Genomic DNA, 26,460 nt, shown 5'->3' with positions numbered 1-26,460 from the left:
CAAATACGAGTAGATTTGTTTCGACAAAATCTTACAATTTATGTTTCAACAATCCTAAAAGATACTCCCCATACCCTGACTTGCACAAAGGTTCTGCTAAGGCTCTCAATTGGTCGGCCGTTATAAAACCTTGGCGCCAAGCAATTTCCTCTATACATCCCACTTTTAAGCCCTGACGTTCTTCCAATACCTGAACAAATTGTCCCGCTTGCATCAAACTAGCAAAGGTTCCTGTATCCAGCCAAGCAGTACCTCGACTCAAAATACCCACTTTCAATTTACCCTGTTTTAAGTATTCCTTATTCACATCGGTAATCTCATATTCCCCTCGGGCAGAAGGTTGAATATTCTTCGCTATCCCTACTACTGAATTGTCATAAAAATACAAACCCGGTACAGCATAATTCGATTTTGGTGCCAACGGTTTTTCTTCGATAGAAAGCGCCTTCAAATCAGCATCAAATTCCACTACACCATAACGTTCTGGATCCGAAACATGATACGCGAAAACTACTCCTCCATCGGGTTGTGTATTGGAACGCAATAACTCTTGCATATTCGCTCCAAAGAAGATATTATCTCCTAAAACTAAGGCCACCGAATCGTTTCCAATAAAATCAGCCCCAATCACAAAAGCCTGCGCTAATCCATTCGGTACGGCTTGTTCGGCATAACTAAATTGACAACCAATACTAGACCCATCACCCAATAATTTTTTAAAATTAGGCAAATCATGAGGCGTCGAAATAATCAAAATTTCGTTAATACCTGCCATCATCAAAGTCGATAACGGATAGTAAATCATTGGCTTATCATACACAGGCATCATCTGCTTGCTCATCGCCAAGGTCAAGGGATGCAATCGGGTACCGGATCCTCCGGCGAGTATAATTCCTTTCATAGGTTCTAATTTTACGAATTTTCGCGAATTACGCTAATATATCGAATTGCGCGAATTAATCTAAATTTTTGAGTTTACTATTCTTTTATAGGTTAAGGAGGGAGTGCCAAAATTAATCAATAGTCCCAATTCCATATTCGTGCATTTTAAATAATTCTGCAGTTGTGCATAAAATACCGAAGGTATATGAGCTACTGCTTTCAATTCAACAACAATACTATCATAGCAAACAAAATCGGCTCTATAGTGCTTTTTCAATTGTACCCCTTCATAATACAAATCCAATTGCACTTGTCTTTTATAAGGAATGTTTTGACTGACAAACTCTTTTTCTAAAACCTCTTCATATACAGCTTCCAGAAATCCAGGACCTAATGCTCGGTGTACTTTCATACAAGCTCCAACAATAGCGTAGCTTTCGTCTTTATATAATATTTTGGAGGGGGCATCCATTATCAATTCGTTTAATTCGTGTTAATTCGATTAATTCGCATCAATTCGTGATCATTCGTCTTTTAATTCGCGTATTGCTTTTCATAATAACTCGCATACGCCCCAGAAGTCACATTATCCAACCATTTTTGATTGTCCAAATACCAATTCACCGTGCGCTCCAATCCTTCTTCAAAAGTAACGGATGGTTTCCAACCCAACTCTTTGTTGATTTTAGTGGCATCAATAGCATAACGCAAATCGTGTCCTGGACGGTCTTTCACATAGGTAATCAACTGAGCTGAAGTACCTGCTGGTCGACCTAATTTCTCGTCCATGATTTGGCACAACAACTGAACCAACTCAATATTTTGCCATTCATTAAATCCACCAATATTGTAAGTATCGTGATTCACACCTTTGTGAAAAACCAAATCAATAGCCACCGCGTGATCTTCTACAAACAACCAATCGCGGGTATATTTCCCATCACCATAGACTGGTAACGGCTTGTTATGAATAATATTGTTAATGAAAAGCGGAATCAGTTTCTCAGGAAAATGAAACGGCCCGTAATTGTTAGAACAATTGGTCAACACATACGGCAAGCCATAGGTTTCACCATAGGCACGTACAAAATGGTCTGAACTCGCTTTCGAAGCCGAATAAGGCGAATTCGGGTCGTAAGCCGTAGTTTCGGTAAACAAACCTTCGGCACCCAAACTACCGTAGACCTCATCGGTACTAATATGGTAAAAACGTTTGCCTTCCATCTTGTCTTTCCAAATCGTTTTAGCCGCATTCAGTAAATTCATGGTACCAATCACATTCGTCTTTACAAACGCCAAAGGATCCGTAATCGAACGATCTACATGCGATTCGGCTGCCAAATGCAACACCCCATCAAATTGATATTCAGCAAACAAAGCATCAATAAAAGGAGCATCTACAATATCCCCTTTCACAAAGGTATAATTAGGCGCTTTTTCGATATCGGCAATATTCTCTAAATTCCCTGCATAAGTCAGCGCATCCAAATTAAAAATATGATAATTAGGATACTGATTCACAAATCGTCTCACCACATGAGACCCAATAAATCCGGCACCGCCGGTGATGAGTATTTTTTTCATTTCTTTTTATAAATTGCTCTAATTACACGAATTAATACGAATTAACTCTATACATGTTTTTAAACTCTCCCGATACCCTGGCACCACCACTCCAAAAGTAGTTGCAATTTTCGATTTATCCAATAAGGAATAATGAGGTCGCTTTGCTGGTGTAGGATAATCGGATGACGGAATACCATTCACCAAACAATCAAAACCTCCGATTTCTTGAATCGCTAACGCAAATTCGTACCAGCTGATTTTTCCTTCGTTCGAAAAGTGATAAATACCCGATTGCCAGTGAGTATGTGTTATGATAGTCATTATGGCTTGTGCCAAATCAGCTGCGTAGGTCGGACTGCCTATTTGGTCGTTCACCACACTCAATTGATCGCGTTCCTGCATCAAGCGTGACATTGTTTTAACAAAATTATTCCCAAAACGAGAATACACCCAAGACGTTCGAATGATAATCGCTTCAGTATTTTCTCTTAAACAGGCTTGTTCCCCCGATAACTTGGTTTGCCCATACACATTAATTGGGGCAGTCGGTGCTTCTTCATCCAAAGCTGTACTCGAATTCCCATCAAACACATAATCGGTGGAAATATGTATCAATCGACAAGCATGACTGGCACTCCACTGCGCCATAACAGCCACCGCTTGGTGGTTCAATACATCGGCTAATTCGGTTTCTGCTTCGGCTTTATCGACAGCGGTGTAGGCCGCGCAATTGATAATGATATGTGGTTGAATAACATTCAACGTATTGGATATAGATTCCAAATCACTCAAATCCAAAACCGAGCGATCCGCAAACACCCATTCGAATTGCGAATAGTGAACTGACAATTCCCTCAATTCAGAACCTAATTGGCCATTGGCACCTGTTACTAGTATTTTTTTCATTTTTTTTTGCCGCTAAGTCGCAAGGGCGCTAAGGTTTTTTTGGTTGTCAGTTGTCCGTTTTCGGTTGTCTGTCATTGTGAACGCAGTGAAGCAATCTCTTTTATCAAATCGTCCCGAAGCGTCGGGATCGAATATCGTAAATCAAATAACACACCCCTAGCCCCTCTTAAGAGGGGAACGTCTAGCGCTAGATAGACGAATTGATACATTTTCAAATTTACAAATTAGCACATTTTCAAATCGTAAATCTAATATCGTACCTCGTAAATCGTAAATTATTTAACCATATAAATCGTATAAGGAAATATAAGAAAGTTGCTTCGGTTAATTCAAGTTTAGATAAGTAAGTTGAACCATTAAGAAGTTAAGTTGCATTAAGATTATTCACTTTGTGAACCTCTGTGCTGCTATCCTGAGCTTGGCGAAGGACTTTGCTAACTTTGTGGTTAAAAAAAATTAAACCATATAAGGAAATATAAGAAAGTCGCTTCGCTCAATTCAAGTTCAAATGAGTTAGTTGAACCATTAAGAAGTTAAGTTGCATTAAGATTATTATGCAGATTTAACTAATTACTAATCACTTTTCACTAAATCCTAATTGTTACATTTTCAAATTAGCACATTATCAAATCGTACCTCGCACTTCGTAAATCGTAAATCTAATATCGTAAATCGTACCCACACCCCTAGCCCCTATAACTCTCTTTAATATTTTTTTTTGGAATCGTTGAATCTTCGATTTCAAGAGGGGAACGTCTAGCGCTAAATAGACGAATTGTTACATTTTCAAATTTCCAAATTGCTACATTATCAAATCGTACATCGTAAATCGAAAATCGTATATTTAAAAACCATATAAATCATATAAGGAAATATAAGAAAGTCGCTTCGCTCAATTCAAATCCAGATAATTAAGTCAAACCATTAAGAAGTTAAGCTACATTAAGATTATTCACTTTGTGAGCCTCCGTGCTGTTATCCTGAGCTTGTCGAAGGACTTTGCGAACTTTGTGGTTAAAAAAAATTAAACAATATTAGGAAATATAAGAAAGTCGCTTCGCTCAATTCAAGTTCAAATGAGTTAGTTGAACCATTAAGAAATTAAGTTGCATTAAGATTATTATGCAGATTTAACTAATTACTAATCACTTTTCACTAAATCCCAATTGCTACATTTTCATATTGCTACATTTTCAAATCGCACTTCGTAAATCGAATATCGTAAATCGAATATCGTAAATCTAAAATTCACTATTACAACCCTCTATACCTGGCAAAACCAAATCCTTATCCGATACAATCGCATCTTTCAAGTCCATACCCCAGTCAATGTTCAAACTAGGATCATCAAAACGAATCCCGCCTTCACTGGCTTTGTTGTAAAACTGATCACATTTGTACAGCACTACTGCCGTTTCACTGATGACCGAAAAACCATGGGCAAAACCATGCGGAATCAACAATTGTTTTTTGTTCTTGGCGGATAACTGAATTGCAAAATGCTGACCATACGTAGGCGAGTCTTTTCTAATATCTACCGCCACATCGATGATTTCTCCTTGCAGCACACGAACCAACTTGGTCTGTGCGTATGGTGGATTTTGATAATGCAAGCCTCTTAAAGTACCTCGTTTAGAAAACGATTGGTTGTCTTGCACAAAGTGGATGTTAATTCCTTGTGCTGCTAAAGTATTTTGATTATAGGCCTCAAAAAAATACCCTCGCGCATCTTCAAATACGGTGGGGTTGATAATGAGTAAATCTTGTATGGGTGTATTTTCTATTGTCATTTTTATTTGTTGTCTGTTATCGGTTTCAGTTGTTGGTTGATATCCGTCAGTCATTGCGAACGTAGTGACGCAATCTCTAATTATTATAAATCTAACTTTGTATATCGTATATCGTACTTCGTAAATCTAACTTCGAATCATTCTATCCCCACCACCTTTGCCAAATACCGTCATGATGATGTATTTAAAATACAAAACAACGGTCAAATTGGAAGTCATTGTAGCATCCGTCTCGGCTAGAAGTTGTGGCGTGGACATGTCAATTTTGTTAATTTGTGACCAACCCGTTATTCCAGGCACAACATTGTACACACCTCGATTATCACGTTCTTGAATTAACTCAATTTGATTGAATAAGTTAGGTCGTGGTCCCACTAAACTCATATCGCCTAGCAGTACATTCCACAATTGGGGCAATTCATCTAATTTGGATTTGCGCAAAAAAGCCCCGTATTTCGTTACCGCACTATAATTCGCTAAATGCGTGGCTACCGACTTCGTATCCACATGCATGGAACGCAACTTATACAAATTAAACGGCTGCTTGTTCTTTCCCACACGCTCCTGACAGAAAACAGGAGAACCCGTATCAAAATACCCTACAATAAGTAATATCAAAAGCATCGGACTTAATAGTACCAGCCCAATCAAAGAAAAAATAAAATCAAAAAATCGAATCATATTTTAATGTTTATATTGTTGAAAGTTTATGAGTTTATAAGATGTTCAATAACCTATAATTTAGTATACTCTGAAAACTTAGCACTGAACACTGAATACTTGCTATATCGAACCTTTAAATCGTATATCTAATATTGTAAATCGTACTTAGAATTATCTTCCAAAATCATCCTGCACCCGGACAATATCGTCTTCATCAGAAGGATGATCGGCGTCTGTATGTTGCCAAATCTCAGCTATCACGGCATAATCGTCTAAGCCTATTAAACGGTGGCGTTCGCCTTGTTGCAAAGTAATCGTGTCTCCAACATTTAAAATCTCCAACTCACCTTCAGTGTCATCTTTACTTCTTTTAACACCTACCTGACCTTTAATCACGCGCCATATCTCGGCTCTACGATAATGGTATTGCCAAGACAAACGCTTGCCTGGCGCCACTACCAAAATTTTTGGGCTTAATTGCCCTGATATTTTCAAACTAGACACATTCAAGCCCTCAAAATACTGATTGGCAAATTGCTGTGCTTGATGCTCAATAATAACGAAAAAACCACCCCAAGGGCGGCTGTGATCTTTTGAAACGATTACAAAGGAATGCGCTTCTAGTTCTTTTTGTATGGTTTCAAAAATCATAAATAAATTATTTATTCCGACCAATTACGATCTTTTATTTCTTCATATACTTTTTTAATTCCTTCTTCTAAACTAATAGTTGCTTTCCAACCTAAATTAGTCAATTTAGAAACATCCATCAACTTACGAGGTGTTCCGTCAGGTTTAGTACTATCAGTAATAATTTCACCACTAAATCCAACTATTTGTCTCACCATTTTAGCTAAATCTAGGATCGAAATATCTTCTCCTACTCCAATATTCACTAATCCAGACTCATTGTAATTATCCATCAAGAACAAGCAAGCTGCAGCTAAATCATCTGCATGCAAAAACTCACGCAAAGGACTACCAGTACCCCAAATAGTAACCGATATTGCTCCCTCATTTTTAGCAGTAATGAATTTTCGCAATAATGCCGGTAAAACATGAGAATTATTCAAATCATAATTATCATTAGGACCGTACAAATTGGTTGGCATAACAGAAATAAAATTACAACCATATTGTACTCTATAGGCATCACACATTTTTATTCCAGCAATTTTAGCAATAGCATAGGGTTCATTCGTAGGTTCTAATAATCCCGTTAATAGATACTCTTCTTTTAAAGGTTGAGGCGCTAATTTAGGATAAATGCACGACGAACCTAAAAACAGTAGTTTTTTAACGCCATTTAGATACGCTTGATGAATTACATTCGACTGGATCATCATGTTTTCATAAATAAAATCAGCTCTGTAGGTATTATTAGCCACAATTCCTCCTACTTTGGCGGCAGCTAAAAAAACATAATCCGGTTTTTCAACAGCAAAAAAATTAGCAACAGCCTGTTGATTTCTTAAATCCAACTCCGCCGAAGTCTTTAGAATAAAATTACTATAGCCTTTTGCTTGCAAAGCTCTTAAAATTGAAGAACCTACCATTCCTCGGTGTCCTGCTATGTATATTTTGGATGATTTTTCCATAAAATTTATTTAGGCTCTAAAGCCATTTTGTTGTAACATCATATCTCTTTTCACACGTTCGACATCTGAAGTTACCATCTCACTAACTAAACCTGCTAAATCATATTGCGGTACCCAGCCTAATTGTGTTTTAGATTTCGTTGGGTCGCCAATTAACAAATCTACTTCGGTAGGTCGGAAATACTGCGGATCTACCGCAATGACTTGTTTGCCAATTTCAATTTGATAATCAAGATTGTTACATGCTTTTACATACCCTTTTTCATCAACTCCTTGACCTATAAATTCAATTTCAATCCCTAATTCTCTAAATGCCATTCTCACAAAATCACGAACATAAGTAGTTTCTCCCATAGCAATCACATAATCCTCAGGAACACCCTGTTGCAAGATTCGCCACATGGCTTCTACATAATCTTTAGCATGTCCCCAATCACGTTGTGCATCTAAATTCCCTAAATACAAACAGTCTTGTTGTCCTAAAGCAATAGCGGCTGTAGCCATGGTGATTTTACGGGTTACAAAAGTTTCTCCCCTTCGTGGGGATTCGTGATTGAACAAAATCCCGTTACAAGCAAACATATTATAAGCCTCTCTATAGTTTTTAGTGATCCAAAATCCATAAATTTTAGCGGCTCCATAAGGAGAACGAGGGTAAAAAGGAGAGTGTTCATCATATAGTCCTTTTTCATTTTTATTTTCAGCTAAACCACCATACAATTCTGAAGTGGAGGCCTGATAAATACGTGTTTTCTTCTCTAAACCTAAAATACGAACTGCCTCTAAAATACGTAAGGTCCCAATACCATCTACATTAGCCACATATTCTGGAGAATCAAAAGACACTTTTACATGACTCATTGCACCTAGATTATAGATTTCATCCGGTTGCACCTCCTGAATAATTCTGATGATATTGGTGGAATCTGTCAAATCTCCATAATGCAATTTAAAATTCACATGAGTTTCGTGTAAATCCTGATAAATATGGTCTATTCGTTGCGTATTGAATGAAGAAGCCCTTCTTTTTACACCATGAACGACATATCCTTTTTCTAATAATAATTCAGCCAAGTACGAACCATCTTGACCTGTAATTCCTGTAATTAGGGCTACTTTCATATGTAGTATGTTAATGTATTTTTATTAATTTGCTATTAATTACAAATCTTCATGTTTTAAATATTCCAATACGGATTGAGGATTCCAACCAAATTCCCTTGCTTTTGAATCATCAAAAGTTAAATCAGAAGTTATTTTATTAATTTTAATTGAATTTAAAGGTGCTTTACTTCCAAATAAATTTCCAATTTTCGCAATAATTTTAGCAACAAACAGTGGCAAATTCAGTATTTTTCGTGTAGATATTGCTAAACTTAAATCTTTAAAACTTGGATGCTCTCCATCAGTTAAATTATATATCCCTCCAATTGGAGCTATTATCGGGATAAATCGAGCCACATCTTCGGCAAGTACCATACTCTTTTGTGCTTTTCCTCCATCAATATTAAAATAATAGCCTTTTTTTATAGCTTTCAGCATACTACCTAAATTACCAGGTGGATTTTTACCCACTAACAAAGGTAATCTCAGAATAGTACAAACTACTTTTTTTTTTTTACACCAGTTTAAAACTAATTCTTCAGCTTGTATCTTACTTAAACCATATGGGTCTTTAGCACTTGGTTGCACTTTTTCGTTGAAATTTAATCCATAATCCTTTCCGTATACAGCAACACTACTTATAAAAACAAAATACTTTGGTATATTATTTTCAAGACCTTTTAATAAATTCTTCGTTCCACATGCATTAACATTAAAAAAAGTAAGCTTATCAGCTTCACTTTTGGGTATAGAATGTGCTTTTCCTGCATTGTGAATGACTAGATCAAATCTAGAATTGATATTTGGAATAGAAATTTCTAAATCACATATAAAATTACCTGAATTGCGATTTAAACTAAAAATCTCATGCGTTGAATTATAAAAAGTAATAAAGTTTCCCAAAAAACCAGTAGTACCTGTAACTAAAATTTTCATAATAGATTTTTCATTTCTTGGAAATAATCTTCAGCAATTTTTGATCTTTCAAACATTTCATTAGAAACATTTAATGCATTTTTTGAGAAAATTTCTCTTTGATCTGGATTATTAAATATGTACTTAATTAAATTAGCCATATCTAAAACACTATTGGGATTTGCTGACAACCCAATTTTATTGCTATCAAATAAGTCTTTTATCCATCCCCATGTATTATGCAATACAGGAATTCCAAAAGCTAAACTATCAAATAACTTATTTGGAGAAGAATTTTGAAGAGAAGGTAAGTTTTTATAAGCAATTAAAGAAGCATACGATAATTGTAACCATTTAAAAACTTCTTGTTTGGGTAATATACCCATCACCTTTATATTTGTAATTTTTCGATTAGAAATATATGATTCAATTTTAATTCTTTCAACACCATCACCAAATATTAAAAATTGAGCACCATCAATGTTAGCCAATTCAAATGCTTCTACCAAATATTGTACATCATCCATTACACCTAAAGATCCAAAATAAATAAATATCTTAGAACTACTATTATAATTTAACTTATGATTATCATTAAAAAATGATTTATCACACGAATTAGGAGCTACAAAAACATTTCCTTCGAAACCCTCTCTAAATATTTCATTTTTCATACCTATTGAAGCAGCTACTAATAAATCTGATTTTATATATATATATATTTCAAATTTTTTTAAAACCCAAATTAAGATTCTATTTGTTATATGACCTAATTCAATTGCTCCATCTGGCCATTTGTCTCTCAATTCGAATACAAAAGATTTTTTTCTAAAAAACTTAGAAAACAAACCTGAAAAAGAAACAAAAATAGGCCCAGAACTAGTAAGAATTATATCATAATTTAATGTAAGTGAATAATAAATGGATACTATTGAAAAAATAAATTGATTATATACTCTTTTTATAAAACTATAACTGTTGTTATCTTGTGAATTTATAACTATGATATTTAAGCCATCATAATTATGCCTACTAATAAACTTATTTTGTATACCTAAATCACTTTTTGAATATGGAGCAGTAATTACTGTAATTTCTGCACCTTGATTTTTCCAATATTGAGCCATTTCATATATTCTAGAACTCCACATTGTATTTTTACCACCAAAATATTGATATACAATTAATAATTTCATTTAATTATTTTTTTTAAAATTTAATACAAAAGATTTTTATTACTTGTATGATCGTAATAGGATAATCCAACATTTGAAATTATTTTCGAACTAAGCTTTGAATCATTATATAATCTCTGCAGTAATTTTTGATAATTATCGATTTCAGGATTAATCAATAAAAAATTATTAATTACCATCAATAATTCAGATTTGCAAATAAATAAATTATCTGAAATAGAATAATTGTCATTAGGATCATTTAAAAAAATATAATCAAATTGTTTATTCGAAAAATCAATATTGATTATAGTGTTAGAACCACTCAATTCTCTTCTACCAATAACGAAAAAAACATAATCATCCTCAAATTTAATTTTGTTATTAAGAATTAATTTTATTGTTAATTTAAATAATTCAAAAGTACCGGTTATTGTATCTGATATATATTCTTTAGATAAAATAATATGCGGTATAACAATCCCAAAATCATGAATATCCCAACATACATCCAATAAATTTTTATTTGAAATATCTGAAATTTTAGTAATCGAATTATCAACAAAATAATATGAATTTGAAGATATTGACTTCCATGAATTGAATGCTTTCAAATATTCTTCTTGATGCAATTTCAAGTCTTCATCGGTTATTCCAAGTTTATTAAATGTTGAAAAGAAAAAAATCATAATTTAAAGATATTTAAAAGAAAAAAAATCAAGATTTGATTTAATATGGCAAATTATTAGAAAGTTTAATTGAGTTTATAAATTCTCGAAAAACATTAATAGAAAGAGTTTATACTATCAATAATATACTCAGCATCACCATCTTTTAAGAATTGGTGAATTGGAATGTTTAAGCTTCTAGAATAAAAATCATCGGCTCCGAAAAAATCACCAACCGCATATTTTTGGAATAAATTCATTTTATGTAAAGGACTATATCTTAGGCTAGTATATATTTTTTTTTCTAATAAATACTTAGCAAGTTCATCTCTTTTATCTGTTTTAATGGTATAAAAATAATTTGAATATGTTACATTATCTTTTAATAAATCGTTTCTATGAGTAATTAATTCAGCTCTTAAATTATTATCATACTTAGAAGCTATTTCAGATTTTCGTTCTAAATAAAAATTTAGCCTTTCCAATTCTGGTAGACCAATTGCTGCATTTATATTCGTAAAAATAGATCTAATTCCGATTCGCTTTAAATCATATTCCCACCAGTTAGCATTATCCTTGGCAGAATCCATACCACTTTTTTTATTTTTTGGCAGGCCTAAATAGAAAAACTCACAAGCTCGTTCGAAACGCTCACTATCTTTTATATGAAATGCTCCTCCTTCACCACAAACTAATAATTTCATAGCGTCAAACGACCAACAAGAAAAATCTCCATTAGAGCCTACACTTTGATTATCCACAAAAGTGCCCAAAGCACATGCTGAATCCTCAAGTATGATTATGTCATTCCCTATATATTCTTTTAATTTTTTAATATCAACAGGTATACCTCCATAATGTGTTATATAAATAGCTTTAGTCCTAGTACTTAATGCTTTTCTACAAGATTCAAAATCAATATTCCCTGTAGAAGGGTCAATATCTACTATTACTGGTTTAAGCCCTTTTAATATAGCACCGCTAGAAATTACTGGAAAAGAATTTGTAGGCATTATTATTTCATCGTCAATCTTAAAGTCAAACAACTCAAAACTACCAATTATAGCATCACTACATGAGGAAATAGTATGAAAATTACTATCTATTTTCATGAATTTTGTGAGTTTTTCTTCGAATGAATTTACAAAATCTCCCCTCCCAAGCCATTTTGAAGTAAAAACTTGACTTAAACTTTCTGATGATTGTGTTCCTATATTTGGTTCAAATAAATTTATCATATTTTTAAAATGTTTAAATTCTATTAATTTTTTAAAAGTTAATTTATATAATATTCAAGATCTCGAATATCTATATCTATTTTTTATAAAATAGTATAAATTTTGAAATGAAATTGTTGGCAGGAGTAATATTACATTTACAAAAGCAATAAAAATATTAAAATTAAGTACATTTAATAATACTCTAACTCTCAAATTATTTGAGCTCCGAATAGAAAATAATGATTTTATAAACTTCATAAAAGTAATGTCTGTACCCACATTATCTCCAGTTGTAGTAGTATCTAACTCAACAACACTATTTGTATCAAGATAACAATCAATTATATTCCTTAACCTTAATCCTAAATCTGAATCACCTCCATAATGTTGGAAATACTCAGTCCTTATTCCTCCAAAATTCAAAAAAACATTAGCCCGAACCATCAAAAATCTCCCAGTTAAAATATCTATTTTAACATATTGATCTTTATCAACTTTAGTAATATGTATATTCCTAAATGGGTGTTTTGTAATAAATAAAAGTTCACTTACTACTTTGCTTCCAGAACTAACACAAAAACCATTACTATTAATAACTAGAGGGTGTATTATATCATAACCCAATTTACTGCTTTCTATTAAAGCGTCTAAAGATTCTTCTCTTAATACCACATCATCATTAGCCAAAATGATAAAATCATTTTGATTTAAATCATACTTGGCCTTAACATAAGTTATCCCGAGATTTATAGCTCCTCCCCAATACAAACTGCCACTACCTAGTACGTAATCATAATTTGACCTACTATCTGCAAATTCCTTATAATTGTCTTCACATCCATCATCAACTACAATAACTTTATAGTTATCAGATGCTTTTAAGCTATTAAAAAACTTGATTGAAGTATTAAATCTTTTATAAACAGGAACTATAATGAAAATCATGAGAGAAAAATTAAAATTTGTACTTTGGCATATTCAATTATTTTAAACAAATTATATATGATTTTGAAAGGCCAAAAACGTAAAAAGGAATATTTGATGAATTTACTTTTTAAAATCTGATTGTGTTCACTAACAAAATTTAACTGTTGTTTATTTAATTTTGATGAATAGTTGTCAAAATACATTGGCAATACTAAAAAAGGGAAAAAACGAAGCTTAATTTTTATATTACCATTTAGATTTTTATATTTCTGCCAAATATTAAATTTAGTTGAAAACCGATTAAATATATTAGCCGATTGATTTTCAGCTTTTCCAGTATGTTTTCTCCATTGAAATAATATTTTGTTTCTTATTACCCATGAATTAACTCTATCTAGATTATTCACTAAACGAATTAAAAAATCATAATCTTCACCGATACCAATACTACTATCTAATATTATTTCTTTAGCCAAATCTGTCTTTATAATATAAAATGCGGGATGACAATAATAAAACGGAAAAGTCACAAAATTCATAAAATATTTATTTATAACTGAATTAAATTTAGTGGAATAAATATTTTGAATCGATTTTCTTTTCTTTTTTACTTTACCATCATTGTTTATTACATCGTAACCATACAAATATATTTCAAGTAAATTTTGTTGTTGTTCAAACCACTCAAGCTCACTTACAAAAGCATCTTGCTTTATTAAATCATCATCTCCGATCAATAATAAATATTCAGTTTCAACAATTGAAAACATCTTATTTTTGTTTTCTACTTCACCTAAATTAAACTCATTGGAATAGAATGTAAGGTTATTGTCAAATTTCGGGCTCCAATAATCAATAATTTCATTAATTTCTATTAATCTACTGCTCTTATCATCTGCAATAATGACTTTAATAGAAAATGGAAATTTCCAAATCGTATCTAATAATTTATTTAAATATTCTGGACGATTATAACTTGTAATACAAATCGTTAACCATTTAATTTCTTTCATTTTAGATTATATTTTTACAGAATTCGAATTATTAATTTCTCTTATATTATTCATAAAAATGAAAAATGAAAAAAACATAAAAAATTTATACCCTAAAATTTTATAGAAATCATTAATCAACATAGCTAATAAAAAAACAGTAAACCCAATAACATAATATATATTAGTATACTTAAATAACTTTATTATTAAATCCATAAGTAACAACATCATCAATATGATTCCAGGTAAACCTTCTTCAACTAATATTGTAAGATAACTATTATGTGGGTTTGGTTCGCCTGACTCCCCATACAAACGATTGGCAAAAACAGAATAGTTAGATGGCCCAACACCTAATGGATGTCCAGAAAAAATATTTAAAGACTGATTAAAAATATTAAGCCTTTGATTATCGGAAGAAAAACTCCTACTATTTATAGATAAAATAGCATTTTCTATCTCATCAGTTGTTTTTAATTGACCAAAATAAAAATAAGAAAAAGAACTTAAAATAACTATCCAAATAGTAATCTTACCATATAACGATGTTCTTCTAAAATAGTAAAGAGTCCAGAATAAATAAACAATTAGACCACAAATTATCGCAGCTCTACTAAAAGTAGATAATATTGCAATTAATAACACAATTGCAGTTATTTGCTTCAAAAAAAAACTCCTTATGGTAACTAAAATTATTTGAAGAAGGAAAACAAAATACATTCCTAAAAAATTAGGTTCTCCAGCAAAAGAGGAATTTCTTATCCAAAAAGTTAATTTTAAATAATTATCATCGAGTTCTAAATTTCCAATAGATATTAACTTAACAAAATCAAAGATAAAATCTATACCAAAAAAAGAGTTTGTATAAAAATTAATTAAACTTAACGGGACAATTACTATTCCTGTTCCAATAGTTAATTTAGATATAAAATTTCTGTATGCATGGTTTTGCATTTTTTGTACAAAAAAAATTAGAAACACATCATATAATAATAATTGTAATACTCCTTTAATAACTTGTGATAATTCTGACTTATAAATAATTACAGATAAAAAAGAAATAATAATGATCCAAAATGAATGTAATATCAATAAGATTTGAATACTATTAAACTTATTGTTTGTTAATCTAAAAAAGTAATAATAAACTGTTAGTAGAATAGAAAAAACATCAATTGCATAAATATAAAACCCATGTTCTATGCCCCAAAGACGAATAGGCAAGGCTAATATGAATAGAAATAATAATAATTTTTCAATAAATTCCATTATACCCAATTATTTTTTTGTCTAAAAAAAAATTTTCAACTATTTCAGATCTCAAGCCATAAAGAGGAGCAATCCAAAAAAGAGTTGACATATCCGTAATCAACAAATGATAATTATTATTCTCCACATTAAAACCACAAAAAATTTCATCAAACACCTTTAATTTTTTATTTAAACCCTCAAATAAATGTAATTTATTACTATAAGTTGGATGAATTGATATAGCAAAATGAAATTCTGGATTTGCAAATGATATAACTTTTGCAAGGTTAGCCCAATACGTAAATTCAGCTATGGTTTTCTTTGTATTTTGAGATCCTAATATAGAGGGAGTAAATATTACTCGAAATACATCTTTACTAATGTAATTGTTATTTAACTTTTCTTTAGCTTTTTCAAAAAGAAAAATATTATCTGTTTTCACCTTTGGATAATCTCTTTTAAAGTTATTTTCTGAAAATCGATTCCAAAAAAGAACAGTTGCATCTCTATAAAAAAAATCTTCAGCTGAATCTAAACATAGTAATTTGAGTAAAAATATATTATATTTAATTTTAAAAAAAATAGATTCTAAACTCACAAAAAATGAATTTGTGGAACCAAATCTTATGAAAGCATATGCAATTTTGTCAGGATTTATATACAACCCTATACTAATTATTATTTTTTTAAAATTTTTAATGTTTTTTACTACACGTAGGTTATTAAAAGAAATATAATTATCAAGACATACAAATTCAATGCCTATTTTGAATAGTTCATCAGAAAGGAGACTTAATTTGCCTTTTGAAATTATCAATTTCGAATTGTATTCTTCTATTTCAAATGAATTTTTTGAAATATGTAAAACATATATATTACAACTACCGAAATACTCATTTGTCAGCTTAATGAACATAGGCATTAAACGATCTACAGTTTCAACTATTAATATTTTTTTCATCATCTAAGAAATAAAATTGGTACAATTGCTATTAGTACAATTAACAACAACATAAAGTCGTAACGATTAAAATTATGCTCGTTTTTAAAAAATAACATCGAGAATATTAAAATTAATATATCCATGAAAATTTTTCCAATTCCTACCACTTTAAAACCGTAATGCAATAACAAAAAATATTGAATTAAAGACCCTATAATTAATGATATTACATTCACAATTAATAATTTATTGCTGTTTTTAAAAATAAAAATTGGGGAATAAAGAGTATACAATACAATTATTATACTTGAGGATGCAATATGTAAAAAAACAAAACTATTATCTATTAATTTATCTGTAAATATGATATCTCGTAAAAATAAATAGTAAACCAAAACACCTAAATAAAACACAAAAATGTAACCTAAAACGATATACAAAAAATAGGGATATAGCTTACTCATACCCTCGTCATTTGACAACTTTTTTATTGAAAAAGGATAATAAAATTTATTAATAACTGCAATTACTGCAATTATTGGAGAAGAAAAACCCATATAGACACCAAGTGCTCCTACTTGGTCAATTGTTACTGTAGTACTGAGAATTAATCGTGAACTATAAACTGTAATAACACCTATAATTCCACTTAACATTAATGGAAGAGTATATTGTAAAATTTCTTTTGAGTCAACAATATAACTTTTGGTGTTATTAAATTCAATTTTTGTAGAGCGTTCCAAAAATAATAACAATAGAGCTAGTCCAATTAATTGTCCTAAAAACAAGGCAATACTGCTCTGCTCAAAAAATATAACTAATATTATTGAAATTAAAACAATCAAAAGAGAGCGACTTATTTGAAACAATACATAATCTTTTGATCTGCCAATAACTACTAGTTTATTCATTAAAAAATTAAAATTTACTTGAACAAAAACACTAAATAATATAATAAATAAACCAAAAATATTTACAACTGGAATTGTAATAATATTTAACAAATAAATAATCCCAAATAAAAAAACAGATATAAAAGCAGCACTATTAATTAGTTTGAGTGACAATATATCGAGGGCCTTATTTTTACTATTATAAAACAACTTTGCATAACCACTATCTATACCAAGCATAGAAATTATTACAAGTAGATCAATTATAAATAACCACAATTGGTATTTACCAATTTCATTTAAGCTGACTCTTTTTTTTACAAAAAACCAAAAAATTAAAAATGAAAATTGACTAAAAAAACCTCCAAAAATATAAGTAATTATTTTAATTAAATTATTTTTCATTAAAATTTATGAATTAATCGGAATATTAAGTGGAAACTAACCCAACTCTTTTTACTTATATAATACTCCAACCGCCATCAACAACCAAATTATGACCTGTAACATAACTTGCTTCATCAGTAAGTAAATAAAAAACTGCCGAAACAATGTCTTTCGGACTTCCCATCCGTTTCAATGGAACTTTTTTATTATAATTATTTACAAATGAATCCTCTTGATTATCATAAATACCTCCTGGCGATACTGTATTTACACGAATTTGACTGGATCCGTAATAAGATGCTAAATAGCGGGTAAGGTTATTTAATCCTCCTTTAATAGCTGCATAAGCAGCTGGCATTGTCATTTCAGTTCCTTCATAAACTGTAAAATCAGGTCCAACCAAACCGTAAATGGATGACATATTAATAAGGGATCCAAACCCCTGCTCTCTCATTTGTTCTAAAACCACCTGACAACATAAAAAATATCCGTTCAAATGCATATCAACATTCTTGCGCCATGAATCAAGAGGTATGTTTTCAAATTTGTTACCCCAATCAGAAGTTCTAGGATAAGCATTATTGACCCAGCCGTCTAATCTTTTGTATTTATTAAATATAGCTTCAACTCCATTTTTTACTGAATTTTCATCCGTAATATCTAATATAAAATCATCTTCATTTTTTTCTTCAAAATAAATATCAGCTGCTATAACGACAGCTCCTTGATCTCGTAATGTAGAAACCATCTGCTTTCCTAATAACCCATTCCCTCCAGTAATAACAATTACTTTATTTTTTATTGAAAACATTCTTAAGTATTATTAATATTTTAATTATAAAATTTTTTATAAATATTGTTTCTTCTGTCGTTTTCAATTGGAAATTTTTTTCGCCATTCTATTGCTTCATCTAAATTCAAATCAAATAATTGAATTTCATCTGCAATTTCAACAGGTTCTATTTTATCACCGGTAGGTGAAAAAATACAAGAACTTTCTTCATATGCTAATTCATTCCCATCTGTTCCTATTCGATTTACCCCAATCATGAAACTTTGATTTTCAATAGCTCTAGCATTAAGCAACGTTCTCCAATGACTAACTCTTGATTTTGGCCAATTAGCTATATTGACCAAAATTAAATTCTCTTTCGATAATTTCTGATAAAGTTCTGGAAATCTTAGGTCAAAACAGATACTTAACCCCCATCCGCCTCTCCAGGGAATACTTTTAACTTCATTACCACAAGAGATTAATTTATCTTCTCCACTATATGAGAAAAGATGCATTTTTTCATAATTACCATCTATTTCTCCGTTTCTATTTACTGCAATACAGCTGTTATATCTATTAACTCCTTTAGAAATCATCATTCCAAATACAATATTAATTTGATTTTCTTTAGCTATATTTTTGATTATTCTAATTGAATCAGAATTTGTAAAATCTTCCGCAAAATCCAAATTAGATACTGAAAAACCAGTTAATGTCATTTCTGGAAAAACAACAAAGTCCGCTTTATATTTTAATGATTTGACAATTCTTTCTAAGTGTATCAAATTAGCTTTTTTATTTTCCCAAACAGAGTTAAACGAAACAGTTGCGATTTTCATTAATTATACTTTCTAAAAACTGGCTTAATAATATTCGATTTTAAATAATTTTCATAACCATTTTCTAATGCCAATTTGTATATTCCTAAAGCATATTCTACAGCATCTAATGTAACCTTTAATTCTTCCTCTTGATGTGCGTATGATACCGCTATATATGGCATTAATACATTTTTATCTAGCATTGATTGTGCAAACAAAGTTCTAAATGCTAATGAAATAGCACCTTCTTTATCCTTTGTAATATAATTTGGGGAACATGGATAACCTTCAACGCAAAAAAATTCTTGAATATCTAAATCAATTGCAATTTGATTCATTCCTGAAATTAATTTTTTACCATAATTCCAATAATGATTTACCACATTCTCTCTTTTCATTATTTCAATAGTCTTCATAAATGCCCCTAGTGCACTCATCTCAGCTCCATGGGTAGTAGATGTTAAAAATACACGTTCTGTACCCTCTTCCAATATACCTCCCAATTTCATAATTTCTGATTTACCACCAAGTGCCGCAACAGCTTGCCCGTTTGCCATTGCTTTTCCAAATGTGCATAAATCAGGTTGAATATTAAAAAAAGTTTGTGCTCCTTGTAAATCCCATCTAAAACCTGTAATCATTTCATCCAAAATAAATACAGCTTCATTATTCTTACAACTATTTTGAACTTGTTGAAGAAAATTGTTTTTATTATTAGGGCAATCACTGCAAATCATATCAGTATTACATGAATTATCACAAGGTTTTAAGGTGGTTGCAGCTTCTAAAATAACCCCTGCAATTTGTCCTTTGTATTGATCAAACAATTCATTTAAAGAATTAATATCATTATAATGAAACTTCAAAGTGAAATTACTTGTTTCTTCTAAGGTGCCTTTAGTTAGCACAGTAGAACCAATAAACCAATCATCAAATGAAAAAAATGGTTGTTCATAAGGAACTGCAATATATTTTCTGTTGGTATATGCTCTAGCTAACTTCACAGCAGCAGTAGTTACTGTAGATCCATGCTTAGCAAATTTAACCATTTCAACAGAAGGTATTAAATCCACTAATAACTCTGCTGCCTTTAATTCTGTTAAGGATGCTCTTGTTAAATTATTTCCTTTTACAATTTCATCATAACAGGCATCGGCAATTTCTTTATTCCCATAACCAATATTTACAGAGCGTAATCCCATGCCATAATCTAAATACTTATTCCCTTGTGGATCGAAAACATAGGCTCCTTCACCCTTTTCTAAAATTGAAGGAGCGTTATAAGGAAATTGATCATCTCCTCTTGAATAAGTATGTGCTCCACCTGGTATTAACTTATGTAGCTTGTGTGAATAAGTCTCTCTCATTTCAATCAATTTTCTTCTAGTTTTTGTTTATAAAAATTTGACCAATAAATATCATCTAAATGTATATTAATTTCATTCCAATTATTTTTTATAATACTTTCAATTAAATAATCATCCGATACATTTTTCACATCTATTTTTGAAATTACTGTTTTAAAAAAATCTGCATCTGGTTCATAATCCAAAGTCATTCTTATTTTATCAATATTAGTAACTTTTCTTAATTGAATCGTATCAATCTCATTATTATCGAAAATCTTACCCCAACCTGTCTCAAGTTTAGCATTTTCAATTCCTAATAATGATTGTTTTAAAAAATCTTTACTATAACCAGTCACATTCATTCCCAAAGGCAACCCGGAAGTTTGAACCATTTTAGAACCGTTCAATAGTTTTTGTATAACTAACTTAGTAGCTTCTGTAGAACTTAAAATATCATCCCCATCTATAGAAATTATATAATCAATATTATTTTCAATTGCACATTCTAAATGACGTAAAGGGATGTTTTCATCAGAACCATAAAAAACTTCTACCACATTAGTATCAAGAATTAGTTCAAATTTTTTGTTTTCAGATTTTACAGAAGTCGTAATAAATATTTTTAGCTCATTTTTTTCAATATTTTCTTTGAATACATTTAAAAAACGTTCCACAAGCCATTTAATAAAAGGTTTCCCATTTACTTGTATCAAGTGCTTCTCGATCAATCTAGTTGAGCCTAATCTCGCAGTAATAAAAACTCCAATCATTACATTATCTCAATAACATTATTATTATCCGAACTTTCAACAGCATATAAAACCTTTAAAACTTGATGATCATGTTCTAAAGTATTTGGAAAAGTACCTTCTTTTTTAGCTGCTTTTAAAAATGTAGACATTTCATCTATATACATTTGTTCAGTTATGTTTTTGTTATAACCATTTTGAGCCGAAATTGTCTCGTATTTTATTTCTTGCCAGTAATTTGACTCTGGATCATAAATTTTAATCATGTTGTCATCCCAATTCCAGTATAATTGTTTTTGATCTCCATTGATTACCAACCTTCGAGTTGCATATCGTGAAACTACATCAACTGATAAATTAAATATTGACTTACCGTAATCCATTAATAAATTATAAGTATCATCTATATCATCGGCTCCTTTAATTTGAATTGTGTTTTTGTATAAACCTACTACTCTCTGAGGAAATCCTAATACTAAAGTAATCCATGTTAACTCAAAAGGAACAATCTCTCGACCACCTCCTGTCTCTTTGTTCGAAACATAATATTCACTTACATCCTCATAAGTATGCCAATCAGGAAGATATTGTCCAGAATGATATAAAAAATTTGATATCTTACCAAGTTCATTATTTTTCAAAATTTCAGCAATTTTTTTTATTGCTGGGTGAAAAAACAAAGTACATGAAGGTGCTAAAAAAACATTTTTTTCTTTGGTTTGTTGTATCATTTGATCAAAATCAGTATCTACTACACTAGCTTCAATAAAAGCAGGAATTCCTAATTCTATTGCCTTTTTCATGTAAATATGATGAATTCCAGGTGGTAATGATATTATAATTGCATCAAATTTATAATTTGCAATAGCTTCATCAAAATTACCTACAATATCTATTAGATATTTATTTTTCGCATCTTCTCTACGGTCATTTCTATTATCAAAACCTACAATTTTAGTAATTCCTAATGCTTGCAAATTTCTAACTCTTCTTTTGCCCATTGAACCTAATCCAATAACTAATATAAAATCTTTCATTATTTATTTTTTTTTAGTAAATACTCTGCAAAATCAAAATCAAAAGCTGTGTCTATATCTATACTTAAATGATCACTCATTACTATTTTTTTTATTCTTTTGAAATCTACAATTTTTGAATTTTTAATTGACTCAATGTTAATTAAATACATTGAGCCATTAATCAAATACGATTTAGGACATTCCTGTCTACTGTCAAAATTTTCAACTTTACATTTAACAAGAAATCCATTATTATTTTCTTCAAAAAGTGTATAGTAAGGGTTATCCTTCGCGATTTTAACACTAACAACCATATCAGTATAATTTTGAAACGCATTTTTCAACTGAACTAAATCATCTTGAATTCTAAAAGGTGATGTCGGCTGCAATAGTAATACTGCATCAAAATTCTGATTTAACTTTTCATAATGATTTATTGCATGAATAATTACATCATGACTAGATGCGTTATCAGTTGCCAACTCCTCAGGTCGAATAAATGGAATGGGTATACCTTTAGATTTGGCAATATGAATCACTTCTAGATCATCAGTTGATATACACAATTCATCATCTACCGTTATATTATTTAATGCAAAATCAATCGTATACTCAATTAAGGGTTTGCCGCCAAGTTTCTTGGTATTTTTACCTGGTAATCCTTTTGACCCTTTTCTAGCAGGTATGAGATATAAAATTCTCATTTAAATTTAATGTTATTAATATCTGTTTGTGCTTTTTCAAAGTCTTCGTGTTTTCCCACATCCAACCAATAGCCTGAAAATGGATACGAAATAATTTTTTTATTTATTTGAATCAATTCTTGCATTAAATCCGTAGCGTTAAAAAAGTTATTTTTCGGAATATATGCTAACATTTCTCTTTTCATTAAATAAATACCACCGTTTGAATAATAAGTATAGGTAGGCTTTTCTTTGAAACTTTTCACTTCTCCTTTTTCAGTTTCTAGTACTGCATAAGGTATGGCTACCTGATAAGGAATAGTCAACACAGCCAAATCTGCATCGTGCTTAATAAATTCTAAAAAAAATTGTTCATAATCAATATTTGTCAACAGATCCGAATTTGTTACTAAAACATAATCGTGTTTGAAATTATTAATCTGAGCTACTGCCCCTATTGTACCTAAAGGTTCGTTTTCCCAAACATATTCTATACTAATATTCTTATGTTTTCCATTGCCAAAATATTTTTTTATTTGATCACCTAGGTATTTAACTGAAACCCAAAAATCATCAATGCCATACATCGCCAACCTGTCAAGATTGTGTTCCATAATGGGTTTATCACCTACATTTAATAATGGTTTCGGTGTAGTGTCTGTTAAAGGCTGTAAGCGTTGTCCACGACCACCGGCCATAATTACAGCATCAATTGGCAAATAGGACTTGATGTGTCTAAAATTAATTATATTAACTACAACATTACTATCATCTAGAACAGGGATTACCCTGTAATCTTCTTCTCGGTATTCAATTATTTTTTGAATATTATATTCCCCTTTTCTAATAAATCTTGGATTTGGTTGTATTATCTCATCTATTTTACTTTCTAAAGTAAAATCATTCAATAAACCACGTCGTACATCACCATCTGTTAATGAACCTATCAACTTTTCGCTACCATCAATAACGAATAATATTGCATCTTGAGACAATTCATTGAGTACCCCAAGTGCTTGTTTAACCGAACTACCGCTTAAAATTAAATGTTCTCTATATGACCTCATGGAATTGTTTAATATGTCTAATAATTAAATCTGCTGAATTCTGATTGTAATAATTATTTATTCCAGTATAATTTAGGTTAACTAGGGTTTTATCAACCGCTTCTATTATTTCTTGTTTACCAAAAGGCGCGTTAATGACATTGTTACTTTGCATACGTCCTTTTTGTCTGTCACCTACATTGACAACATATTTACCAAATGAGGCGGCCTCGATGATTCCACTCGATGTATTTCCAATTAATACTTTAGCATAATACATGGCACTAAAATAGTTTTCTTTTCCAAAATTTTCGATACAAATAACTTGTGTTGAAAACTCATTTTTTAATTGCTCAATTTCCATTCTAAAAACGGATCCCATAGTATCAGCATTGGGCATTGTAATCACTAAAAACAATTTTGTAGCAACCTGAGAAAGAGCTTTTCTCATTTCACTTGCAAATATTTGATTCATTTCTGTATTTACTGTTTCAGGATGAAACGTAACTAAAGCAAAATCCTCATTTGGTATATTAAATTTTTTGTAAAATTCCGTTTTATTAATGGGTTGAAAATTTTCTATTTCATTTAAACTTAAAGAACCAACAGTATAAACATTTTTATTATGTCCTATTAACTCGATTACACGATCTGAAAATAGGTCACCTGCTGTAAAATGTAAATTTGATGCCAAAGTGATTTGATGTCTATATATGTTATCAATTGCACCGAGTGTTGTTTCTCCGCCATGTAAATGTGCAAATTTCACATTAAAAGGAATACCCGATTGTACTGCTGCACTCATTTCAAAACGGTCTCCCAGACAGAAAACTAAATCAAATTTATTGTGTTGCCAAAAATCTGCAAATTTTAATGCAGTTAATGCATAGGAAGTAGCTATTGCTTGCTCGTCATCATTTGCAATTAAAGATGAAATAGTATGGATACAATTAAAACCCTTATTTTCAATTTCAGTTAAGGTATATCCATGACTTTTTGATAAATGAGTTCCAAATGCTATGATTTCCAAGTTGAAAAAGACATCATCCTTTAACTTTTTTAGTAGAGGTAAATAAATACCAAAATCTGCTCTTGAACTAGTTAAGATACCTATTTTCATTTATCTAAATCAATTAAGTCATCTTCATTAAAATCTTTATTCGCAACCTGTCCAACAACCTCATCCCAAAGCATAGGAGAAATTCCATTTCCAGGTCTTTTTGTTGTAATATTCATTTCTGAAAAAACTTCTCCTTTTAAAATAGTTGTTTTGGCCACAATGCTTTTTCGAGCAATCTGAATATTCTTCATTTCTGATTCACTCGGTTCCTTAATTCCATTTCCAGAAATAGCTAACTCAATATTTCGTATTGCTTGTACCATTGCTTTCAATTCATTAGGCTCTAACGAAGCTAATTGATCTGGACCTGGTAAGTTTCTGTCTAATGTATAATGTTTCTCTATGACTTTTGCACCAAGAGCAACTGCAGCAATTGGCACCTCAATTCCAAGGGTGTGATCTGAATAGCCAATAGTCACTTCAAATTCTTTCTGAATGGTTAACATCGCATGCAAATTAACATCTTTCATTGGAGTAGGGTATTCCGTATTACAATGTAATATTGAAATTTTATTTTTTGGGATACCTTCAGCAATAAACACATTTAATGCGTTATTTATATCTTTTATAGTTGACATTCCCGAAGATATGATTACTTCAGAAAATAAAGTAGCAGCCTTTCTTAAATAAGGTAAATTAGTGATTTCGCCAGATGGTATTTTCACCATTGACAGACCTAAGGTTTTTAAATAGTCTAATGATTCCAAATCAAAAGCAGTGGAAAAAAAGGAAATATTTTTTTGCTTACAATACGAAATGAGCTCGATATGTTGTTGATGGGATAATTCTAGTTTCTTCAACATTTGCAACTGATTTTCGGTTGCGTCTTTCGTGTTTTCTATTTGATAAGCTGCCTTTTTAGCCGATTTTGAAACCAAGCTTTCTGACTTAAATGTTTGAAATTTCACATAATCAACACCTGCATCCACAGCTACATCAATCAGCTGTTTCGCTAAATTAATATCGCCATTATGATTTACACCCGCTTCGGCTATGATTATAACTTTTTCCATTA

General features: G+C 30.8%; 27 protein-coding genes. All 27 read right to left on the bottom strand.

Annotation, left to right across the window (positions count from 1 at the left end):
- Positions 1-31: 31 nt before the first annotated feature.
- Positions 32-901, bottom strand: a complete 870-nt coding sequence (rfbA, locus tag RMR09_RS02965) for a glucose-1-phosphate thymidylyltransferase RfbA (protein ID WP_310594332.1) — start codon at positions 899-901, stop codon at positions 32-34.
- Positions 902-961: 60 nt separating this feature from the next.
- Complete coding sequence (locus RMR09_RS02960) at positions 962-1,354, bottom strand: GxxExxY protein (protein WP_310594331.1); 393 nt, start codon at positions 1,352-1,354, stop codon at positions 962-964.
- A 62-nt stretch (positions 1,355-1,416) separates the two neighbouring features.
- Positions 1,417-2,466, bottom strand: coding sequence for a dTDP-glucose 4,6-dehydratase (gene rfbB / locus RMR09_RS02955; protein WP_310594330.1), 1,050 nt, complete (start codon positions 2,464-2,466; stop codon positions 1,417-1,419).
- An 18-nt stretch (positions 2,467-2,484) separates the two neighbouring features.
- Positions 2,485-3,354: a dTDP-4-dehydrorhamnose reductase gene (rfbD, locus tag RMR09_RS02950; protein ID WP_310594329.1), complete on the bottom strand. Its 870-nt coding sequence runs from the start codon at positions 3,352-3,354 to the stop codon at positions 2,485-2,487.
- Positions 3,355-4,595: 1,241 nt separating this feature from the next.
- The gene (gene rfbC / locus RMR09_RS02945; RefSeq protein WP_310594347.1) at positions 4,596-5,144 is read right to left on the bottom strand and encodes a dTDP-4-dehydrorhamnose 3,5-epimerase; all 549 of its coding nucleotides are present in this window, start codon (positions 5,142-5,144) and stop codon (positions 4,596-4,598) included.
- A 126-nt stretch (positions 5,145-5,270) separates the two neighbouring features.
- A complete protein-coding gene (locus tag RMR09_RS02940; RefSeq protein WP_310594328.1) occupies positions 5,271-5,825 on the bottom strand; it encodes a sugar transferase in 555 nt (184 codons plus the stop codon).
- Positions 5,826-5,978: 153 nt separating this feature from the next.
- Positions 5,979-6,482, bottom strand: coding sequence for a phosphoheptose isomerase (locus RMR09_RS02935; RefSeq protein WP_310594327.1), 504 nt, complete (start codon positions 6,480-6,482; stop codon positions 5,979-5,981).
- Positions 6,470-7,405 carry a GDP-L-fucose synthase gene (locus tag RMR09_RS02930; RefSeq protein WP_310594326.1) on the bottom strand — a complete coding sequence of 312 codons (936 nt, stop codon included), beginning with the start codon at positions 7,403-7,405 and terminating at the stop codon, positions 6,470-6,472. Before RMR09_RS02930 ends, RMR09_RS02935 begins: the two co-directional genes overlap by 13 nt.
- 9 nt (positions 7,406-7,414) lie before the next feature.
- Complete coding sequence (gene gmd, locus RMR09_RS02925; protein WP_310594325.1) at positions 7,415-8,527, bottom strand: GDP-mannose 4,6-dehydratase; 1,113 nt, start codon at positions 8,525-8,527, stop codon at positions 7,415-7,417.
- Positions 8,528-8,566: 39 nt separating this feature from the next.
- Entirely contained in the window at positions 8,567-9,445 is an 879-nt protein-coding gene (locus tag RMR09_RS02920; protein WP_310594324.1) for an NAD-dependent epimerase/dehydratase family protein, read from the bottom strand.
- Positions 9,442-10,620 carry a glycosyltransferase family 4 protein gene (locus tag RMR09_RS02915; RefSeq protein WP_310594323.1) on the bottom strand — a complete coding sequence of 393 codons (1,179 nt, stop codon included), beginning with the start codon at positions 10,618-10,620 and terminating at the stop codon, positions 9,442-9,444. Before RMR09_RS02915 ends, RMR09_RS02920 begins: the two co-directional genes overlap by 4 nt.
- 20 nt (positions 10,621-10,640) lie before the next feature.
- A complete protein-coding gene (locus tag RMR09_RS02910; protein ID WP_310594322.1) occupies positions 10,641-11,288 on the bottom strand; it encodes a hypothetical protein in 648 nt (215 codons plus the stop codon).
- 95 nt (positions 11,289-11,383) lie between these two features.
- The gene (locus RMR09_RS02905; RefSeq protein ID WP_310594321.1) at positions 11,384-12,505 is read right to left on the bottom strand and encodes an aminotransferase class I/II-fold pyridoxal phosphate-dependent enzyme; all 1,122 of its coding nucleotides are present in this window, start codon (positions 12,503-12,505) and stop codon (positions 11,384-11,386) included.
- Positions 12,506-12,559: 54 nt separating this feature from the next.
- Entirely contained in the window at positions 12,560-13,432 is an 873-nt protein-coding gene (locus tag RMR09_RS02900; protein ID WP_310594320.1) for a glycosyltransferase, read from the bottom strand.
- The gene (locus RMR09_RS02895) at positions 13,429-14,427 is read right to left on the bottom strand and encodes a glycosyltransferase (RefSeq protein ID WP_310594319.1); all 999 of its coding nucleotides are present in this window, start codon (positions 14,425-14,427) and stop codon (positions 13,429-13,431) included. Before RMR09_RS02895 ends, RMR09_RS02900 begins: the two co-directional genes overlap by 4 nt.
- Before the next feature lie 6 nt (positions 14,428-14,433).
- Positions 14,434-15,678, bottom strand: a complete 1,245-nt coding sequence (locus RMR09_RS02890) for an O-antigen ligase family protein (protein ID WP_310594318.1) — start codon at positions 15,676-15,678, stop codon at positions 14,434-14,436.
- On the bottom strand, positions 15,665-16,624 hold the full coding sequence (locus tag RMR09_RS02885; RefSeq protein ID WP_310594317.1) for a hypothetical protein: 960 nt from the start codon (positions 16,622-16,624) through the stop codon (positions 15,665-15,667). The genes RMR09_RS02890 and RMR09_RS02885 overlap by 14 nt, the downstream gene beginning before the upstream one ends.
- The gene (locus RMR09_RS02880) at positions 16,621-17,901 is read right to left on the bottom strand and encodes a hypothetical protein (RefSeq protein WP_310594316.1); all 1,281 of its coding nucleotides are present in this window, start codon (positions 17,899-17,901) and stop codon (positions 16,621-16,623) included. Before RMR09_RS02880 ends, RMR09_RS02885 begins: the two co-directional genes overlap by 4 nt.
- Before the next feature lie 55 nt (positions 17,902-17,956).
- Positions 17,957-18,694: an oxidoreductase gene (locus RMR09_RS02875; protein ID WP_310594315.1), complete on the bottom strand. Its 738-nt coding sequence runs from the start codon at positions 18,692-18,694 to the stop codon at positions 17,957-17,959.
- A gap of 20 nt (positions 18,695-18,714) precedes the next feature.
- On the bottom strand, positions 18,715-19,497 hold the full coding sequence (locus RMR09_RS02870; RefSeq protein ID WP_310594314.1) for a nitrilase-related carbon-nitrogen hydrolase: 783 nt from the start codon (positions 19,495-19,497) through the stop codon (positions 18,715-18,717).
- Entirely contained in the window at positions 19,497-20,846 is a 1,350-nt protein-coding gene (locus RMR09_RS02865) for a glutamate-1-semialdehyde 2,1-aminomutase (protein ID WP_310594313.1), read from the bottom strand. Before RMR09_RS02865 ends, RMR09_RS02870 begins: the two co-directional genes overlap by 1 nt.
- Before the next feature lie 5 nt (positions 20,847-20,851).
- Positions 20,852-21,598 (bottom strand): cytidylyltransferase domain-containing protein, encoded by a 747-nt coding sequence (locus tag RMR09_RS02860; RefSeq protein WP_310594312.1) that lies wholly within the window; start codon positions 21,596-21,598, stop codon positions 20,852-20,854.
- The gene (locus RMR09_RS02855) at positions 21,598-22,614 is read right to left on the bottom strand and encodes a Gfo/Idh/MocA family oxidoreductase (protein ID WP_310594311.1); all 1,017 of its coding nucleotides are present in this window, start codon (positions 22,612-22,614) and stop codon (positions 21,598-21,600) included. Before RMR09_RS02855 ends, RMR09_RS02860 begins: the two co-directional genes overlap by 1 nt.
- Positions 22,614-23,300, bottom strand: coding sequence for an acylneuraminate cytidylyltransferase family protein (locus tag RMR09_RS02850; protein WP_310594310.1), 687 nt, complete (start codon positions 23,298-23,300; stop codon positions 22,614-22,616). Before RMR09_RS02850 ends, RMR09_RS02855 begins: the two co-directional genes overlap by 1 nt.
- Positions 23,297-24,346 (bottom strand): nucleotidyltransferase family protein, encoded by a 1,050-nt coding sequence (locus RMR09_RS02845; protein ID WP_310594309.1) that lies wholly within the window; start codon positions 24,344-24,346, stop codon positions 23,297-23,299. Before RMR09_RS02845 ends, RMR09_RS02850 begins: the two co-directional genes overlap by 4 nt.
- The gene (neuC, locus tag RMR09_RS02840; RefSeq protein WP_310594308.1) at positions 24,333-25,445 is read right to left on the bottom strand and encodes a UDP-N-acetylglucosamine 2-epimerase; all 1,113 of its coding nucleotides are present in this window, start codon (positions 25,443-25,445) and stop codon (positions 24,333-24,335) included. The genes RMR09_RS02845 and neuC overlap by 14 nt, the downstream gene beginning before the upstream one ends.
- Positions 25,442-26,458, bottom strand: a complete 1,017-nt coding sequence (neuB, locus tag RMR09_RS02835; protein ID WP_310594307.1) for an N-acetylneuraminate synthase — start codon at positions 26,456-26,458, stop codon at positions 25,442-25,444. Before neuB ends, neuC begins: the two co-directional genes overlap by 4 nt.
- Positions 26,459-26,460: the final 2 nt, after the last annotated feature.

The sequence above is a fragment of the Flavobacterium sp. genome (assembly GCF_031537875.1).
GTDB lineage: Bacteria > Bacteroidota > Bacteroidia > Flavobacteriales > Flavobacteriaceae > Flavobacterium.
Note: the sequence above shows the minus strand (reverse complement) of the source record. Positions and strands in the feature narration are given on the sequence as shown.

Coding starts and splice junctions, on each gene's coding strand:
- rfbA (WP_310594332.1), bottom strand. CDS start 901: ATGAAAGGAATTATACTCGCCGGAGGATCCGGTACCCGATTGCATCCC.
- RMR09_RS02960 (WP_310594331.1), bottom strand. CDS start 1,354: ATGGATGCCCCCTCCAAAATATTATATAAAGACGAAAGCTACGCTATT.
- rfbB (WP_310594330.1), bottom strand. CDS start 2,466: ATGAAAAAAATACTCATCACCGGCGGTGCCGGATTTATTGGGTCTCAT.
- rfbD (WP_310594329.1), bottom strand. CDS start 3,354: ATGAAAAAAATACTAGTAACAGGTGCCAATGGCCAATTAGGTTCTGAA.
- rfbC (WP_310594347.1), bottom strand. CDS start 5,144: ATGACAATAGAAAATACACCCATACAAGATTTACTCATTATCAACCCC.
- RMR09_RS02940 (WP_310594328.1), bottom strand. CDS start 5,825: ATGATTCGATTTTTTGATTTTATTTTTTCTTTGATTGGGCTGGTACTA.
- RMR09_RS02930 (WP_310594326.1), bottom strand. CDS start 7,405: ATGGAAAAATCATCCAAAATATACATAGCAGGACACCGAGGAATGGTA.
- gmd (WP_310594325.1), bottom strand. CDS start 8,527: ATGAAAGTAGCCCTAATTACAGGAATTACAGGTCAAGATGGTTCGTAC.
- RMR09_RS02920 (WP_310594324.1), bottom strand. CDS start 9,445: ATGAAAATTTTAGTTACAGGTACTACTGGTTTTTTGGGAAACTTTATT.
- RMR09_RS02915 (WP_310594323.1), bottom strand. CDS start 10,620: ATGAAATTATTAATTGTATATCAATATTTTGGTGGTAAAAATACAATG.
- RMR09_RS02910 (WP_310594322.1), bottom strand. CDS start 11,288: ATGATTTTTTTCTTTTCAACATTTAATAAACTTGGAATAACCGATGAA.
- RMR09_RS02905 (WP_310594321.1), bottom strand. CDS start 12,505: ATGATAAATTTATTTGAACCAAATATAGGAACACAATCATCAGAAAGT.
- RMR09_RS02900 (WP_310594320.1), bottom strand. CDS start 13,432: ATGATTTTCATTATAGTTCCTGTTTATAAAAGATTTAATACTTCAATC.
- RMR09_RS02895 (WP_310594319.1), bottom strand. CDS start 14,427: ATGAAAGAAATTAAATGGTTAACGATTTGTATTACAAGTTATAATCGT.
- RMR09_RS02890 (WP_310594318.1), bottom strand. CDS start 15,678: ATGGAATTTATTGAAAAATTATTATTATTTCTATTCATATTAGCCTTG.
- RMR09_RS02885 (WP_310594317.1), bottom strand. CDS start 16,624: ATGATGAAAAAAATATTAATAGTTGAAACTGTAGATCGTTTAATGCCT.
- RMR09_RS02880 (WP_310594316.1), bottom strand. CDS start 17,901: ATGAAAAATAATTTAATTAAAATAATTACTTATATTTTTGGAGGTTTT.
- RMR09_RS02875 (WP_310594315.1), bottom strand. CDS start 18,694: ATGTTTTCAATAAAAAATAAAGTAATTGTTATTACTGGAGGGAATGGG.
- RMR09_RS02870 (WP_310594314.1), bottom strand. CDS start 19,497: ATGAAAATCGCAACTGTTTCGTTTAACTCTGTTTGGGAAAATAAAAAA.
- RMR09_RS02865 (WP_310594313.1), bottom strand. CDS start 20,846: ATGAGAGAGACTTATTCACACAAGCTACATAAGTTAATACCAGGTGGA.
- RMR09_RS02860 (WP_310594312.1), bottom strand. CDS start 21,598: ATGATTGGAGTTTTTATTACTGCGAGATTAGGCTCAACTAGATTGATC.
- RMR09_RS02855 (WP_310594311.1), bottom strand. CDS start 22,614: ATGAAAGATTTTATATTAGTTATTGGATTAGGTTCAATGGGCAAAAGA.
- RMR09_RS02850 (WP_310594310.1), bottom strand. CDS start 23,300: ATGAGAATTTTATATCTCATACCTGCTAGAAAAGGGTCAAAAGGATTA.
- RMR09_RS02845 (WP_310594309.1), bottom strand. CDS start 24,346: ATGAGGTCATATAGAGAACATTTAATTTTAAGCGGTAGTTCGGTTAAA.
- neuC (WP_310594308.1), bottom strand. CDS start 25,445: ATGAAAATAGGTATCTTAACTAGTTCAAGAGCAGATTTTGGTATTTAT.
- neuB (WP_310594307.1), bottom strand. CDS start 26,458: ATGGAAAAAGTTATAATCATAGCCGAAGCGGGTGTAAATCATAATGGC.